Annotated in this window: 15 protein-coding genes; 7 read left to right on the forward strand and 8 right to left on the reverse strand. The window is 67.2% G+C overall.

What is annotated here, in order from left to right; translation table 11 throughout:
- Positions 1 to 14 precede the first annotated feature (14 nt).
- The 4 genes from OG326_RS24800 to OG326_RS24815 all read right to left on the reverse strand — a co-directional run bounded on the left by OG326_RS24800 (position 15) and on the right by OG326_RS24815 (position 4,478).
- On the reverse strand, positions 15 to 587 hold the full coding sequence (locus OG326_RS24800) for a GTP-binding protein (protein ID WP_327139514.1): 573 nt from the start codon (positions 585 to 587) through the stop codon (positions 15 to 17).
- Between the two features lie 8 nt (positions 588 to 595).
- Complete coding sequence (locus OG326_RS24805) at positions 596 to 1,003, reverse strand: roadblock/LC7 domain-containing protein (RefSeq protein WP_327139515.1); 408 nt, start codon at positions 1,001 to 1,003, stop codon at positions 596 to 598.
- The gene (locus OG326_RS24810; protein ID WP_327139516.1) at positions 981 to 3,347 is read right to left on the reverse strand and encodes a nitrate- and nitrite sensing domain-containing protein; all 2,367 of its coding nucleotides are present in this window, start codon (positions 3,345 to 3,347) and stop codon (positions 981 to 983) included. The genes OG326_RS24805 and OG326_RS24810 overlap by 23 nt, the downstream gene beginning before the upstream one ends.
- Positions 3,348 to 3,533: 186 nt before the next feature.
- Entirely contained in the window at positions 3,534 to 4,478 is a 945-nt protein-coding gene (locus OG326_RS24815) for an alpha/beta fold hydrolase (protein WP_327139517.1), read from the reverse strand.
- Positions 4,479 to 4,880: 402 nt separating this feature from the next.
- Between OG326_RS24815 and OG326_RS24820 the strand changes: the two genes are divergently transcribed.
- Entirely contained in the window at positions 4,881 to 6,434 is a 1,554-nt protein-coding gene (locus tag OG326_RS24820; RefSeq protein WP_327139518.1) for a succinic semialdehyde dehydrogenase, read from the forward strand.
- Positions 6,435 to 6,495: 61 nt separating this feature from the next.
- Here the strand turns inward: OG326_RS24820 and OG326_RS24825 are convergent, their stop codons facing one another.
- The 3 genes from OG326_RS24825 to OG326_RS24835 form a co-directional block, all read right to left on the reverse strand.
- Positions 6,496 to 6,867 (reverse strand): hypothetical protein, encoded by a 372-nt coding sequence (locus OG326_RS24825; RefSeq protein ID WP_327139519.1) that lies wholly within the window; start codon positions 6,865 to 6,867, stop codon positions 6,496 to 6,498.
- Positions 6,868 to 7,036: 169 nt separating this feature from the next.
- On the reverse strand, positions 7,037 to 7,501 hold the full coding sequence (locus tag OG326_RS24830; RefSeq protein ID WP_327139520.1) for a DUF779 domain-containing protein: 465 nt from the start codon (positions 7,499 to 7,501) through the stop codon (positions 7,037 to 7,039).
- A gap of 186 nt (positions 7,502 to 7,687) precedes the next feature.
- Positions 7,688 to 8,950, reverse strand: coding sequence for a transcriptional regulator (locus tag OG326_RS24835; protein WP_327139521.1), 1,263 nt, complete (start codon positions 8,948 to 8,950; stop codon positions 7,688 to 7,690).
- Between the two features lie 238 nt (positions 8,951 to 9,188).
- Between OG326_RS24835 and OG326_RS24840 the strand changes: the two genes are divergently transcribed.
- Both OG326_RS24840 and OG326_RS24845 read left to right on the forward strand, forming a co-directional pair.
- On the forward strand, positions 9,189 to 9,776 hold the full coding sequence (locus OG326_RS24840; RefSeq protein WP_327139522.1) for a hypothetical protein: 588 nt from the start codon (positions 9,189 to 9,191) through the stop codon (positions 9,774 to 9,776).
- 8 nt (positions 9,777 to 9,784) lie between these two features.
- A complete protein-coding gene (locus OG326_RS24845) occupies positions 9,785 to 10,474 on the forward strand; it encodes a hypothetical protein (protein ID WP_327139523.1) in 690 nt (229 codons plus the stop codon).
- Here OG326_RS24845 and OG326_RS24850 read toward each other — a convergent pair.
- A complete protein-coding gene (locus OG326_RS24850; RefSeq protein WP_327139524.1) occupies positions 10,432 to 10,881 on the reverse strand; it encodes a nuclear transport factor 2 family protein in 450 nt (149 codons plus the stop codon). The genes OG326_RS24845 and OG326_RS24850 overlap by 43 nt on opposite strands.
- Positions 10,882 to 11,018: 137 nt before the next feature.
- Here OG326_RS24850 and OG326_RS24855 point away from each other — a divergent pair, with 137 nt between their 5' ends.
- The 4 genes from OG326_RS24855 (at position 11,019) to OG326_RS24870 (ending at position 14,930) form a co-directional block, all read left to right on the forward strand.
- The gene (locus tag OG326_RS24855) at positions 11,019 to 11,684 is read left to right on the forward strand and encodes an ABC transporter ATP-binding protein (RefSeq protein WP_327139525.1); all 666 of its coding nucleotides are present in this window, start codon (positions 11,019 to 11,021) and stop codon (positions 11,682 to 11,684) included.
- Positions 11,681 to 12,463, forward strand: coding sequence for an ABC transporter permease (locus OG326_RS24860; protein ID WP_327139526.1), 783 nt, complete (start codon positions 11,681 to 11,683; stop codon positions 12,461 to 12,463). Before OG326_RS24855 ends, OG326_RS24860 begins: the two co-directional genes overlap by 4 nt.
- A gap of 172 nt (positions 12,464 to 12,635) precedes the next feature.
- Positions 12,636 to 13,616, forward strand: coding sequence for a terpene synthase family protein (locus OG326_RS24865; protein ID WP_327139527.1), 981 nt, complete (start codon positions 12,636 to 12,638; stop codon positions 13,614 to 13,616).
- Between the two features lie 150 nt (positions 13,617 to 13,766).
- Complete coding sequence (locus OG326_RS24870; RefSeq protein ID WP_327139528.1) at positions 13,767 to 14,930, forward strand: polyprenyl synthetase family protein; 1,164 nt, start codon at positions 13,767 to 13,769, stop codon at positions 14,928 to 14,930.
- Positions 14,931 to 14,938 lie beyond the last annotated feature (8 nt).

The following is a 14,938-nucleotide window of genomic DNA, read 5'->3' on the forward strand; positions in this document are numbered from 1 at the left end:
CCGGAATGAGTCACTCAGGCGACGGCACGCGTGATGAGATATTCGGCGAGCGTGGTCAGTACGGTCTTGCAGGAACCGCGGTCGCGCGCATCGCAGAGCAGGATCGGGACGTGTTCGTCCAGATCCAGTGCCACGCGGACTTCTTCGGGGCTGTAGCGCGGCGCACCCTCGAAACAGTTCACGCCGATGGTGAAGCCGATACCGCGGCGTTCGAAGAAATCGATGGCCGCGAAGGAGTTTTCGAGTCGCCGGGTGTCGACGAGGATGACCGCGCCGAGCGCACCGCGCGCCAGTTCGTCCCAGAGGAACCAGAAACGGTCCTGGCCGGGCGTACCGAACAGGTAGAGCACCAGTCCGGCATCGACGGTGATGCGACCGAAATCCAAGCCCACCGTGGTGGTGGTCTTGCCCTCGATACCGGTGAGATCGTCCACGCCCTCGGAACGTTCGGTAATGATCTCCTCGGTGCGCAGCGGCGTGATCTCGCTGATCGCACCGACCATGGTGGTCTTGCCGACGCCGAAGCCGCCGGCGATCAGAATCTTCACCGATTGGGCGAGCGGCTGGTCCGCCTCGGGGCGGGTCATCTGGGGGCTCAGCCGAATTCGCCGGGGCGCCGCGCGGTGGTGGACAGGTACGAACCCACCCGCTGCACGGTCATGTTCATCTCGTACGCCACCATGCCCAGATTGGCGTCGATGCCGGTCTGCAGGGCCAGACAGGCATTCGCGCCCGCGGCGGTGACGAACAGGACGGCGCGATCGAGTTCGATCACCGCCTGTCGGACGCCGCCGCCGTCGAATCGGTGTCCGGCACTGCGGGAGAGCCCGTAGAGCGTGGAGGACATGGCCGCGAAGTGTTCGGCGTCCTCGCGGCTCATGCGGGTCGAGCGGCCCAGCAGCAGGCCGTCGGTGGAGTGGACCACGGCGTGACGTACTCCGGCGAGTTTCTCGACGAGATCGTCGAGTAGCCAGTCGAGGTCACCAGCGGGGGAGGTGTTCACCGTCGCCTTCCTGTCGATAGGTGGTGGGTTGGGGGAGACTGCCCGGATCGGCGCGGCGGCCCTGGCGGGTGCCGTTCTCGATGGCGGACATGAGGTTTCGGGCCTGCTCGGGGCTGCGCTCGGGGCGCGCGGGCTCGGCTTCGGGCCGCACGGGGTCCTGTGCCAGTTCCGGTGCGAGACTGGCCTGCCGGCGGCGGCGCGGGAGCGAGGGGCGGGCGCCGTCCCCGGGCATGCCGTCGTCCACGCGGTCGTGGCCGCTCTCGTGCGAGCGCACCGGCGGCGCGCCACCGGTCATGGGGGGACGGGTCTGCGGGGCCGGAGCGCGGGGCGCGCTGCGCAGGGCGGGCAGATCGGCGGTGGGCGGGTTGTATTCGGCGCGGCGGGGAAGCGGAAGCTGTCCGGAGGTGTACTCCGGCGACGGCGTCTCACCGGCGACCAGCGCGCCCGGCACCAGCACGATGGCACGGATGCCGCCGTAGTCCGATTCGGACAGACGCACCGAAATGCCGTGCCGCCCAGCCAGCTGCGAGACCACGAACAGACCCAGGCGCGAATCCGAGGAGAAGCTGGTGATGCCGAAATCGCCGGGCGTGGAGAGCATCACATTGATGCGATCGAGTTCCGCTTCGGGAATGCCCATGCCCTGATCGCTGATCTCCAGGGCCACACCCCGGGCCACCGAGCTCCCCGCGACCTGGACATGCGCCTGCGGCGGGGAGAACGAGGTCGCATTGTCGATGAGTTCGGCGAGCAGATGGATCAGATCGCCGACGGCCCCGCCGACGATGAAAGTCTGTGGCAGCCGCCCGGTTCGGACCCGCTTGTAATCGACCGTCTCGCCGACCGCGCTGCGCACCAGTTCCATGAGCGGCACCGGATTGCGCCACTGGCGGCCGGGCTGACCACCGGCGAGGATCACCAGATTCTCGGCATTGCGGCGCTCGCGGGTGGCGAGGTGATCGAGGCGGAAGAAGATCTCCAGTACGGCCGGGTTCTCCTGCGTGGATTCGGCCTCGTCGAGCAGTTCCAGCTGGCGGTGCACCACGACCTGGCTGCGGTGGGCGATATTGAGGAAGACCGCCTTCACGCCCTCGCGGGTGCGCGATTCGGTGATCGCGGCGGCGACGGCGGCGGAGTGGGCATGGCCGAAAGCCTCTGCCACCTGGCCGATCTCATCGCTGCCGAATTTCAGCGGGGGCGCCTCGGTCGTACTGTCGACCGGTTCGCCCGCCGCGAGCCTGCGCATGGTTTCGGGCAGATGCTCATCGGCGAGGGCGAAGGTCTCATCGCGCAATCGCCGCAGCCGCCTGATGATTCGATTCGCCAGCGCCAGTGCGACCAGGATCGCGCCCAGTGCTACCACCAGCATGGCGCCGCCCGCCAGCAGCGAATTGCGGGTGGTGCGCGCGGCGGCGGTACTGGCCAGGTGCTGGGCGCGCAGGTTCTCCGACTGCCACAGCTCGGCCAGCGCGTGGTCGACCTCGGCGGCCTTGGACTGCCAGTCGTCGATGGACAGCGGCAGCACCGTGCGCGGTGCGGTGGCCCCGGCGGTCCGGGGCAGCGCACGCTGTGCCAGTACGGCTTCCATCGCCCCGAGCTGCTGCCAGGCCGCACCGCTCGTGAGGGCCTTGGCGGCGGCCGCCTGTTCGGGATCGGTGTCGGTGAGCAGACTTTCGATGCGGGTGCGGTAGTAGCCGAGCAGGCGGACGTATTCACCGGCCAGGTCCGCGTTGAGCCCCGGGCCGCCGTCGATCATGGCCGCGCCCAGCGCGGTCGCTCGGCTCATGGCTTCGAGGCCCTGCAGGACGGCGCCCGCCTGGGCGAGTTCGATGGCGGTGGGCGCGTCCGGTGCGTGCTTCTGTGCGATCTGCACACCGTCGAGCACGAGCTGCGGCATGGAGCTGTAGAAGGCGTCGGCATCGGCGGTGGACAGCGTGGTCGCATCCGCTCCGGCACGGATCTGGGTGAGCTTGCCGCCCAGATCACCCATGGCGGCCGTGGTGTCGCCCATCGCCTGCGGTCCGATGCTGGAGAGGCGGGACTGCGCGGGCGCGATCTGGCGCAGCGCATTGTCCAGCCGCAGGCGCGCCGCCGCGAGATCGCGCACATCGATTTCCGCACCGGCCGAGCGCCATTCGGTGAGCTGCCGTTCCAGCTGGACGGCCTCGATGAGTTCGCGGGTGGGCACAACACCCGATTGCAACTCGTCGGCCCAGGTGCGGGCATTGTTGGAATGGTCGATCAACGTGCCTGCCGCACCGACGCCGATCAGTACCAGCGCGAGACTCGGAACGAGTGCGATGGCCAGAATTCGCGTCCGCACCCCGAGCCGCCTGCTGAGCATTGCCCGAGGGTAGCCATCAGATGGCCGGAGGGGGTATGCGAGTCCCCTTGAGCGGGACGGGATTTGACGTGCGGACCGGGCGTCCGGTATGTGAACTCGGTCGGGGTGTGACCGGCGCAGTCTCTGAATCCGTTGCGAGAGAATCTTTCTCGCCCACGGTCTGGCCAACCGAGGTCACCACCTGTGTTACGCATCGCGTTTCCTGGTCAGAGGATAGCCGCGCATTCCCGAGCGCGTAGCCGGTTCGCCGTCGACGCGGCTCACGAGGTCGGCGATATTGCCGGCGTAGGCGGGCCACAGCTCCCGGGGCAGGCTGTGCGCCATGCCCTCGAAGATCACGAGCTTCGCACCGGGGACGGCCGCCGCGGTGGCGCGGCCGCCGCTGACATCGAAGGCCGGATCGTCGGTGCCGTGCATGACCAGTGTGGGTACCCGCACCTCGCGCAATTGCGCGGTGCGGTCGCCCGAACCGAGGACCGCCAGCATGTGCCGCATCATGGCGTCGAAGTCGAACCCCCGGTCGTAGGACAGCCCCGCGTTCTCGATCGCCGCGGCCTCGTCGAACTCGTAGCCGGGGGAGCGCAGTGCCACTGCGGATTTGAGCCGCCACGCGATGTATTCGTCCCGATTCGACGGCAGGCCGCCCGGTTCACCGAAGGCCTTCGGATCCGTCTGTCCCACTTCGGGATCACCCGTCGTGGACATCATCGAGGTCAACGACCGGACCCGGCCTGGATATTCGATGGCGATGGTCTGCGCGATCATCCCGCCCATGGACGCGCCCACCAGATGAGCGCTCCCGATTCCCAGCGCATCCAGCAGTCCGACCGCATCGGCGGCCATATCGGACAGGTTGTACGACACCGCCGACAGATCCCCGCCCATCGCCGCCCCGATATCGGGCTTCGGCGCGTCGGTCATATAGGTCGACCGCCCGACATCGCGATTGTCGAATCGAATGACATACAACCCGCGTTCGACGAGCTCATGACAGAACGGTTCGGGCCAGTTGATCAATTGCGCCCCGCCACCCATGATCAACAGCACCGGCGGCCACGCCGGATCACCGAAGGTCTCGTAGGCCATATCGATCGTCGAAGGCCCGACGCCGATCGCCAGCCGCTCAGCCATCTCCCACCTCGTTCTCATCGTCCGAAACGCCATAGAGCTGCGAGTATGGGCCATTCCCGGGGCCTTGCCGCAAGCCCGGTCGCGCGGTATACGGTGAAGTGGGAAAGAGATACCGGGCCTGCGCACCCCTCGTGACGCAGGCCCGATTTCTCTTCGGTGGAGAAACTAGATCGTTGCTATTCGGCAGTGCTGCTACTGGGTGATTGTTCGTCGCTCACCCTTCATTGGTTACAGATTGTTTGCCTGATCAGGCAAAACGGACAATCCGACGGGTGCGGCGGGATCGACATTTCCGGTCGGAAACCCGGCGCGAGCGGCCCGGATCATGGAGTCGGAGGCCGGGGGATTCAGGCGAGGGTAGATTGCCTGTATCCGTGGGTTACTCATAAGTAGGAGGCAACGATGCCCGTGCCGGCAGCCGCAGTGTTCGAACGTCTGAAGACGTTCGCGGCGGTGGACACGACCGAGGACCGCGATCACCGGGCGATCACCGAGGTGTTCACCGGTAAGACCCTCGGGACGGTGCCGGTCGGTACCGCCGCCGATGTCACCGCCGCGGTGGCGAAAGCCCGTGCCGCCCAGGCGGAATGGGCCGCACGCCCGGTCAAGGAGCGCGCCGAGGTCTTCAATCGCTATCGGGATCTGGTGGTGGAGAACCGCGAATACCTGATGGACGTGGTGCAGGCCGAGACCGGCAAGGCGCGCTGGGCGGCCCAGGAGGAGATCATGGGCCTGATGATGGCGGCCCGCTATTTCGCCCGCGTCGCACCGCAATTGCTCGCCTCGCACAGTGTGGCCGGCGCCTTCCCGCTGCTGAATCGGGCGGCCGTACGGCATGTGCCCAAGGGCGTGGTCGGTGTCATCGCGCCGTGGAACTACCCCATGCTGCTGTCGATCGGCGATTCGATCCCGGCATTGCTGGCGGGCAATGCGGTGGTCGTGAAGCCCGACAGCCAGACTCCGTACTCGTCGCTGGCGAATGCCGAACTGTTCGCCCGGGCCGGACTGCCGCGCGATCTGTTCGCCGTGGTGACCGGTCCCGGCACGGTGGTCGGCACCGCGATCGTCGATGTGTGCGACTACCTCATGTTCACCGGGTCCTCGACCACCGGCCGCACCCTGGCCGAGCAGTGCGGCCGCCGCCTCATCGGTTTCTCCGCCGAACTGGGCGGCAAGAACCCCATGATCGTCACTGCCGGAGCGAATCTCGACAAGGTGGCCAAGGCCGCGGTACGCGCCTGCTTCTCCAATGCAGGGCAGCTCTGCATCTCCATCGAACGCCTCTACGTCGAGAAGTCGATCGCCGCGGAATTCACCGAGAAGTTCGTCGCCGCTGTCAAGGACGCGAAACTCGGTGCGGCGTACGACTATTCGCAGGATATCGGCAGCCTCATCTCCGAGGCGCAGCTGGAGACGGTCACCAAGCATGTCGCCGACGCCGTCTCCAAGGGTGCGAAGGTGCTGGCGGGCGGCAACGCTCGCCCCGATCTCGGCCAGCTGTTCTTCGAGCCGACCGTGCTCACCGACGTCACCAACGCCATGGAGTGCGGCCGCAACGAAACCTTCGGCCCGCTCGTCTCGATCTACCCGGTCGAGAATGTCGAGGAGGCCATCACCCGCGCCAATGACACCGAATACGGCCTCAATGCCAGTGTCTGGGCGGGCAGTAAGGCCGAGGGCGAGCGCATCGCCGAACGCCTGCACGCGGGCACGGTGAATATCGACGAGGGTTATGCCCCCGCCTGGGGCACCACCGGTGCGCCGATGGGCGGTATGGGGATTTCCGGTGTCGGCCGCAGGCACGGTCCCGACGGCCTGCTGAAGTTCACCGAACCTCAGACGGTCGTGGTCACCCGATTCCTGAATCTCGATGCCCCGCCGCTGATTTCGCAGGACAGGTGGCAGCCGTTCCTGATGGGTGTCGCCCGCGCCGTCCGGTTCCTGCCGGGCCGCTGATCCCGGTCTGCCGAGCTGCGCTCGACGCCGCCGCTTCCGCCGGCGGCGTCGAGCGAGGTAACTACTGGATCAGCCACTCGAGGGCCGGGAACGGGAGTGCGGTGCGCTCCATCCCTTTTCCGTCGACCGAGACGGACGGGCGGATCTGCAGGCGAGCACCGGGTGAGCACCCTTCGAAGTACTCCGGTCCGATGAAGCCGAGCGCATAGCCGTTCTGCAGCTCACCCTTGGTGAGAGGTGCGCCGGACCTGACTCGGAGCGACGAGGCGTCCGAGCCGGCGAACTGGCAGGAGATCCACACCGCCTGCCCGACCCTGGCGGCGGGCCATACGGGAAGCCGGACGGTGGCTCCGGCCGTGACCTTGGACAGCGGCAGAACACCCGTTCCGTCGGCTTCCTCGATATCAGGTCCTTGGAGATCGTCGAGCGCCAAGGTTTTTCCTCCGTCGAATAGTGGGCCGCGGGCGACCCGGTGCAGCACAACCTGGCGGAGCCGTAAATATCCAGTCCCGCAGGCGGATTCATACTCGCACCTTTGGCCCGCCCCCGCCGGGGATGCACACAGGTACGGCGACGCGGCCGGCCCGGAGAAACCGGCCGCGTCACCTCTCATCCGGCCGAATCGGCGCCTCGGCGTGGGGCGGGAGCCGCTTCAGCACCGCTGCCTCGGCATCGGTGAACAAACGCGACCGGATGATGAATCGGACTCCCTCGGGAGCTTCGAGGGAGAAACCGCTGCCACGACCGGGTGTCACATCGACGGTGAGGTGGGTGTGCCGCCAGTATTCGAACTGGTCGGCGCTCATCCAGAACGCGGTGTCCGGGAAGACGCGGCCGAGCATGACATCGGCTGCCCCCACCCGGAATTCGCCCAGCGGGTAACACCTCGGCGAGCTGCCGTCACAGCAGCCGCCGGATTGGTGGAACATGACCGCACCGTGCCGGGAGACGAGACCCTGCAGCACATCGGCTGCGGCATCGGTGATGGCCACACGGGTGACAGCACTCGTTCTTGTGGGAGCGAAGCTGACAACGCTGTCGTCGGCGCCGGGTTCGGGGGAGATCATGGTCGCGGCTCCTGATCGCATATCTGCGTGACCGGGGTCACTATGAACCGGCGAGGTTGGTGAGTGGTTGGCGCTGGGTTGGTGAAAAGTAGGCTGTTCGGTGCAACCCGTGCGCAACCTCCCACCGCCGGCCGGGGGATGGTTCGTATCGCCGAAAGAGCCCGTCTCCGAACCCCGTTCGACCAATTACGCGCGTAGAGCGGTGTGCAGCCGGGCCGCCGCCAGCGCGCGGCGGCTGTCGCCGGGGGCGAGCAGGCACAGGGCGTGCTCGTGGATCTCGATATCGTCCGGGCAGCGCTGACCGAAGCGCAGCGCGTGCTCGGGATTCCGGTCGGCCAGTACAGCGGTGCGCAGGCAGACGTCGAGATGTTCGCGCCACTGCACGATGCCGGGAAGATCGGAATCCGGTAGCAGCGGACCGCGATACACGCGGACGGCGGTGGTGAGATCGCCCGCCTCCAGCGCGGCCAGAAGTTCGGTGGCATCACAGGCGAGCGGTTCGGTGAGCATGTAGCGGCGGTCGGCGATCTGACCGTCGGTGGCGCGGCGCAGCCGGGAGACATCGGCTTTGAGGGTGCTGGAGGACACCGGCCGGTCGCCGTAGACGGCGGCGTGCAGGCGTTCGGGGGTGAAGCCTTCCGGCTCCAGCGCCAATAGCGCCAGGATCTCCAGCTGACGCGGGCGCATGGCTGTCTGATGCCCGTGCTTGTACAGCCGCGGCACACCCAGGCATTCCAGCCGGGTGCGTGCGACCGGACGGGATCGCTCTGTGTGCAAACGGGATTCGATGGCGGTGACCAGCGCGCGCACCGTTGTCAGAATCATCGGATGCGATCGATCCCAGTAGGTCGACAGATCCAGCACACCGAGCTGCCTGCCGTCGGCGGCGCGAATGGGCGCGCAGTAGCAGACCCAGCCGTGCAGTGCCTCCACGAGATGCTCTGCGGCCCATACCGAACTGGGCCGTCCGCTGTGCAGTGACAGCGCCACACCGCTGGTTCCCATATACGGTTCGTCCCAGCAACCGCCCGGCGCCAGGTTCACCGTTTCTGCCTGCCGCCGTACCGATCGGTCGCCACAGCTGAACAGCACCGTGCCCGCCTCATCGGTGACCACGGCGATCATGCCCGCGTCCTCGGCAATGGCCCGGATCTCGCTCGCGAGCTCTGTCACCGGTGTGCGCAGCGGGGATTCGGCCCAGCGCGAACCCAATTCGTCCCGATCGGTGGACGGTGCAACCGCCCTTGCGGGGTCCACCGTGCGGAGCGAACGCTCCCACGATTCGACAACTTCCCTGCGCAGCACCGCCGCTTCATTACGCAGCACAGGCGCCGGGTCCGCCCGCCGCGCGAGCGCCGGCGCCGAGGGTCTGCCGCCATCGATCGCCCAGCGCGACCACACCTTCTCCAACTCCGCACGCTGCGTCGATAGGGCGGGCAGGTGTTCCATCGCGCAAACTCCTCGCAGGGCGACCGGAAATGCGATACCCCATGATGGCGCGCGGCGCCTTCGTGCGTACCCACTTCGGCGCAGACCATGCGTTAATTCGATTCGATGCCTTCGCAGACTTCGCCTTGGCCTCGATCCACCGGTCCGCTCGGCGGATTCGGCTGGCGGACCGTCTGTTTGAGCTCGCCGTCTCGAGGCATTACGTCAGCACGAAGACGGACTCGACCAGGAGGATCGAATGTCGGGTGCAGTAATGACAGTGGTCATCATCTTGATAGTGGTCGCGGTGGTGGTGCTACTCGGCGTAGCCCTGTGGCCGCGAATGCGGAGCAAGCGACTGCGTGAGAGGTTCGGCCCCGAGTACGACCGGACCGTGGACGAGTCGCAGAACCGGCGCGTCGCGGAACGTGAACTGGCCGAACGGGAACGGCGGCATCAGCAGCTGGAACTGCGGCCGCTGAGCGAGGACGAGAAGCAGCGCTACAACATGCAGTGGGCGCACGTGCAGGAGCAGTTCATCGACGATCCGGCGAAATCGCTGCAGAACGCCGACCGGCTGCTGACCTCGGTCATGACCGATCGCGGCTACCCCACCGAGGACTACCACCAGCAGTTGGCGGACCTCTCGGTGCAGCACGCCGGACCGCTCGAGAAGTACCGGAGCGCGCACGATATCGCCGAACGAGCCGGGCGCGGTGAGGCTTCCACCGAGGACATCCGCGCGGCGATCGTGAACTACCGGGAGCTTTTCGTCGACCTGCTCGACGAGAACGGGGCCGATCAGCCCGCCCGCAACAAGGTCGATCAGACCGCACAGAACAAGTGAGGCATGACATGAGCATCGAATCCGACAAGACGAAGAACGAAGCGGCCGTGGAGAACTCGGGCTACGAAGGCGAAGCGGCGGTACACGATCGCCACGCGGCCACCGACGCGAACACCCTCATCGACCCGGACAGTGTCACCGACGAGCCCAATGCGGACGAGAGCTACAGGACGACCTACAGCGATCGCATCGCCGCCGACGACGGCACCGGGCAGCTCGGCGAGGAACGCCGGCTCGACGACAGCGGCCAGGAGTTCGGCCGGCAACGCGGAGTCGACGACTCCACCCAGCGCCTGAGCGAACAGAGCGACTTCAGCGACAACACCCGGCAGCCGAGTGATCAGCTCGGTGTCGCCGACAGCACCGGGCAGCTGAGCGAGCAGCGCGGCCTCGACGACGGCACCGGGCAGGCCGCGGGCGGGCAGAGCGATCTGCGGCAGCTGCGCGAACAGTGGCGGGAAGTACAGACCATGTTCGTCGACGACCCGCGTGATGCGGTGACTCGGGCCGACGGCCTCATCTCCGGCACCATCCAGGGGTTCACCGACACCTACACGCAGCGCCGCCAGGCCCTCGAAAAGGGTTGGTCCGGCGACGATTCCGCCGACACCGAACAGCTGCGGCAGGCGCTGCGCGGCTACCGCGACCTGTTCGATCAGCTGATGACGGCCTCGGCCGGTGGTGCCACGAACATGTAGGACTTCTCCTCGATCCGCTGGCTGATCCGCCACTCGCCATCGACCCGCACGAAGCTGTCGTGGTACCAGAGTCCGCACAGCATCAGACGGCGATGACCGTCCGCACCTTCCACGAGCATGGGATTGTGGCACATGGTGCGGGCGGTGGCGGCGTCGCCTTCGACCCGGATCGAGGAGTTCGCGACCAGGTGCTGGAACGCGGAAAAATTGGGCATGACGGTGGCCAGGAACTGCTTGGTGGATGTCAGATCACCGGCCGGGCCACCCATTGCCGTGTAATCGATATGTGCGCCGACGGTGAAGATCTCATCCAGCATGTCCCACTGGTGGGTGTCCACCGCGTGCGAATAGCGGACCATCAAATCTTGGATCTCCAGGCGGTCCGAAATCTCCTGCAGGGACAGCATGGTTGCCTCCGGGTAGAGCTGATACAACGGTGGGTCGGTGCGCAAGCGTACGCGCGGACCGATAGCTGATCTTGTTGTTTTCCGAAAGATCTGGGGTGCAATAGATCTCATTCGGACTGGTCGGGCATTCTGGTGCCGTGCCCACCATAACCCTGGAACAGGTCAGCGCAGGTCACGGACCAACGCCGCAGTTCACGGCGATCGACGCGGTATTCCCCGCCGGTCGCTGCACGGCGGTGGTCGGCCCGAGCGGCGCGGGCAAGACCACGCTCCTGCGCCTGCTCAACCGGTTCGGCGAACCCAGCGGTGGGCGAATACTCCTCGATAGCGAACCGATCGCCGCACTGGACGTACTGGCACTGCGACAGCGGGTCGGGCTGGTGCCGCAGCGGCCGACCCTGCTCACCGAGACGGTGCGCGCGGAGGTCCAGGTCGGCAGGCAGCTGACCGAGACGAGCATCGGCGAGCTCCTGATTCGTGCCGGACTGCCGCCGGACTTCCTCGACCGGCGGTGCGCGGAGCTGTCCGGGGGAGAGGCGCAGCGGGTCTGCCTGGCCCGGGCGCTGGCGGTGCGGCCCGAGGTGCTGCTGCTGGACGAACCGACCTCGGCGCTGGACGGAGTCGCGGCGGGGGCGGTGGGCGACCTCATTCGGGCGCACACCGCCGAGGGCGGCAGCGTGGTACTCGTCAGCCACGACACCGCATTCGTCGGCGAGATCGCCGATGAGGTGTGGTCCCTGGTGCAGGGACAGCTGTCGCGGGGCGCGCATCCGCGCGACCTCGGGGCGGGGGAGCAGCAGTGAGCACGACCAGCGGACTCTCCGTGCCCGACTGGCCGGGGGTCGCGGCCTCCCTGCTGCTGGTCGCCCTGGCCGCGGCGGTCGCCTACCGGCAGCATCTGCATCTGACCCGTGAGCTGTTGATCGCGGCCGCCCGCGCCGGCGTCCAGCTGATCGCCGTCGGCGCGATCCTGGTGATCCTGTTCCGCCACACCGGACTGCCGGGCGCGCTCGTCTGGGTCGTCCTGATGGTTGTCATCGCGGGCTATGTCGCGGGCCGGCGCGGTGCGGGCCTGCCGCACGCCCGCCGCTCCGCCACCCTCGGAGTGGCCTTCGGGTCGACTGTGACTCTCGGTGCGCTGATTCTGCTGGGCGTCATCTCCACGCAGGCGCGGGTGGTGGTGCCGGTGGGCGGCATGATCGTCTCCTCCGCCATGCAGTCCACCGGAATCGCGCTGCGCCGCTTGGCCGAAGACGCCCGCACGGCCCGCGATGCGATCGAAGCCCGTCTGGCTCTTGGCCTCTCGGCGCGCGAATCCTTCCTCCCGCATCGCCGCTCGGCCCTGCGCACCGCGCTGATTCCGGCCATCGACTCCACCAAGGTTGTCGGGCTGATCAGCCTGCCCGGCGCCATGACCGGTCTGATCCTCGCCGGAGTGGACCCGCTCACAGCGATCCGCTATCAGATCGTCGTCATGTATATGCTGCTGGCCGCAACGACTCTCGCCGCCCTGGCCGGCGCCCGCGCCGCCGAGCGCACCCTCTTCGATCCCGCGCAGCGTTTGATCACGATTTCCGGGTAGTCCCAATCCGACTGGGCGGCAGCTTCTTCCCGCGGTACCGATCACCGAGACCTGGCCGGATGTGATTTTCATGCCTCTGACTGGCGGGAATAGCGGTTAGGTCGCAGGATCTGTCTGAAAGGTCGGTATTGTCGTAAGAGCGAGTAAACTGGTTGGGAGATAGGCAGTTTCGATGGAACCAACCGAATTTTTCATGCCGTACGCTGCGGAGGGGCTCAACCCTCGGGAGCTGGAGGCTGAGGCGGGTATGTGGGACTGGCTCGAGAAGTTCGAGCTCGTACCCACCGAATTGACACGGCGCCGTATGGAGCGCACCAGACCGGCCAGAATGTACGCCCTGTGGTGTCCGGCGGCCGAGGTACACGAGCTGACACTGCTGAGTCAGTACACCGCATGGGCTTTCGTGGTGGACGATCAGTTCGATATTGAAATACCTGATCCGCAACGCTGTTTGGATGCCATCACAGCGCTCAACGCGGTATTCGACAGTGACAGGCAACCTTCCGGCGTCCTCGCCGTATCCTTTGCCGACCTGTGGCGGCGCCTGTCGGAGGGGCGCTCGCCGGAGTGGCGGGAAAGTGTGCGCGCGGAGATCCGCGACTGGCTGTGGACGTACTACACCGAGAGCGTGGGGCGGCTCTCCGGCAACCTGCCGGACCTGGAGACCTATCGTGCGCATCGCCGAGATGGTGTGGCGCTCTTCATCTTTCTGGATATCAGTGAGCGCGCCGAGGGTGTCGATCTCACGCCGGCTGCCCGCTATCTGCCGGCCATGCGTAGCCTGCGGGAAGCCGCGGTCGAGCATATGGGGCTGTTCAACGATGTGCTCTCGGTCGCCTCGGACGAGGCGTCGGGGTACCTCTACAACTCGGTGCTGCTCGCCGAATACCACTTCGGGCACGATCGCGCCGAGGCGCTGACTCTGGTCAACTCCATGCTCACCGAGTGCATCGAGCGCTGCGAGGCCGCGCTGGAACGTCTTTCGACCGAACTGCACGATGCCGGGATCAACGATCGTGACCGCGCCGACACCTTGGCCACCGCAAAGAATTACACGGTGTACGTTCGGGCGAATTTCGATTACCACTACCAGGCGGCCCGTTATACGAGCGCGCCGATCGAAGCGCTCGAACACGGGCTGCCACTCACCTGAGCTGCGGCGCAGCGGCTGATGCCGAACTGAAATCGACAGGCGGTCCCGCGTTTTCACTCAATGATGGGAGGATTGGCATTCTTCTACGCATGGCCGCCCATCTGCCACCGGGTGGCTGAGGAGGCCGTGTCCGAGTGAGCGGGGCCGATTATGCGCGCATCGAAACCGACCAGAACAACGACCGGACAGCACCTGGAAAGCCTCCGCCGATGGGCACTGTCCCGCCCGGCGGTGCCGAACCTGACCGGCCACACCGAGATTCGCCCCCGGCCGGCCGACCGCGGGCAACACCCGGGCGACAGCGCGGTGGAGCGTTCGGCGCGCAGACAGCTCGCCGCCGCCCGCACCGCCATCGAACCGGTGCTGCGATCCGCCGTCGAGTCACTGTCGGAGCCGCTGAATCATATGGCGGGCTACCACTTCGGCTGGTGTGACACCGACGGCACCCCGGTGACCGGGGTACAGGGCAAGGCCTTGCGCCCCGCCCTCACCTTCGCCGCCGCCGCAGCCTGCGGCGGCGGCACCGAGCAGGCGGTGCACGCGGCGGCGGCAGTCGAACTGCTGCACAATTTCTCGCTCGTGCACGACGATGTCATGGACCAGGACCCGTTCCGGCACGGCCGCCCGACGGTCTGGCGGGTCTGGGGCGAGACCAATGCCACCCTGCTGGGAGATGCACTGCAGGCGCTGGCACTGGGAGTGCTGTCCGATGGTGTGCCCGAACCGGTGACCTCCGAGGCGGTCATCCGGCTGGCACGGGCCACCGTCACGCTGTGCCGGGGGCAGTACGAGGACTGCGCTTTCGCGAGCCGGTCCACGGTCAGCGTCCAGGAGTACCTGAACATGGCGGCGGGCAAGACCGGCGCACTGCTCGGGTGCGCCTCCGCGCTCGGTGCGCTGTGCGCCGGCGCGGATCATCGGGTGGTGTCCGGGATGCACACCTTCGGCAATGAACTCGGCCTGGTGTTCCAGCTCGTCGATGACGCCATCGATATCTGGGGAGATCCGGCGGTGACGGGCAAACCCGCGCACAGCGATCTCATGCAGCGTAAGCAGTCCTTCCCGGTGGTCAGCGCGCTGGCCTCGGATACCGTGCACGGTCGGGAGCTGGCTCGGATCTATCAGGCTCGCCAGCCCATGACCGCGCAGCGCGCGGCGCGCGCCGCGGATCTGGTCGAGAAGGCGGGCGGGCGGCAGCACACCCTAGGACGCGCTGCGGCGGCGCTGGAAGCGGCTTTGCAAGCGCTGCCGCCGGAGGTCGCCGCGGGAGACCTGACGGCACTGGCGGAGCTGGTCGCGCACCGGGATCGGTAGGCGTCAGC

Origin of the sequence: Nocardia sp. NBC_01327 (assembly GCF_035958815.1) — a bacterium.
Lineage (GTDB): Bacteria > Actinomycetota > Actinomycetes > Mycobacteriales > Mycobacteriaceae > Nocardia.

Coding starts and splice junctions, on each gene's coding strand:
- OG326_RS24835 (WP_327139521.1), bottom strand. CDS start 8,950: ATGGAACACCTGCCCGCCCTATCGACGCAGCGTGCGGAGTTGGAGAAG.
- OG326_RS24865 (WP_327139527.1), top strand. CDS start 12,636: ATGGAACCAACCGAATTTTTCATGCCGTACGCTGCGGAGGGGCTCAAC.
- OG326_RS24870 (WP_327139528.1), top strand. CDS start 13,767: ATGCGCGCATCGAAACCGACCAGAACAACGACCGGACAGCACCTGGAA.
- OG326_RS24840 (WP_327139522.1), top strand. CDS start 9,189: ATGTCGGGTGCAGTAATGACAGTGGTCATCATCTTGATAGTGGTCGCG.
- OG326_RS24830 (WP_327139520.1), bottom strand. CDS start 7,501: ATGATCTCCCCCGAACCCGGCGCCGACGACAGCGTTGTCAGCTTCGCT.
- OG326_RS24820 (WP_327139518.1), top strand. CDS start 4,881: ATGCCCGTGCCGGCAGCCGCAGTGTTCGAACGTCTGAAGACGTTCGCG.
- OG326_RS24815 (WP_327139517.1), bottom strand. CDS start 4,478: ATGGCTGAGCGGCTGGCGATCGGCGTCGGGCCTTCGACGATCGATATG.
- OG326_RS24845 (WP_327139523.1), top strand. CDS start 9,785: ATGAGCATCGAATCCGACAAGACGAAGAACGAAGCGGCCGTGGAGAAC.
- OG326_RS24850 (WP_327139524.1), bottom strand. CDS start 10,881: ATGCTGTCCCTGCAGGAGATTTCGGACCGCCTGGAGATCCAAGATTTG.
- OG326_RS24800 (WP_327139514.1), bottom strand. CDS start 587: ATGACCCGCCCCGAGGCGGACCAGCCGCTCGCCCAATCGGTGAAGATT.
- OG326_RS24810 (WP_327139516.1), bottom strand. CDS start 3,347: ATGCTCAGCAGGCGGCTCGGGGTGCGGACGCGAATTCTGGCCATCGCA.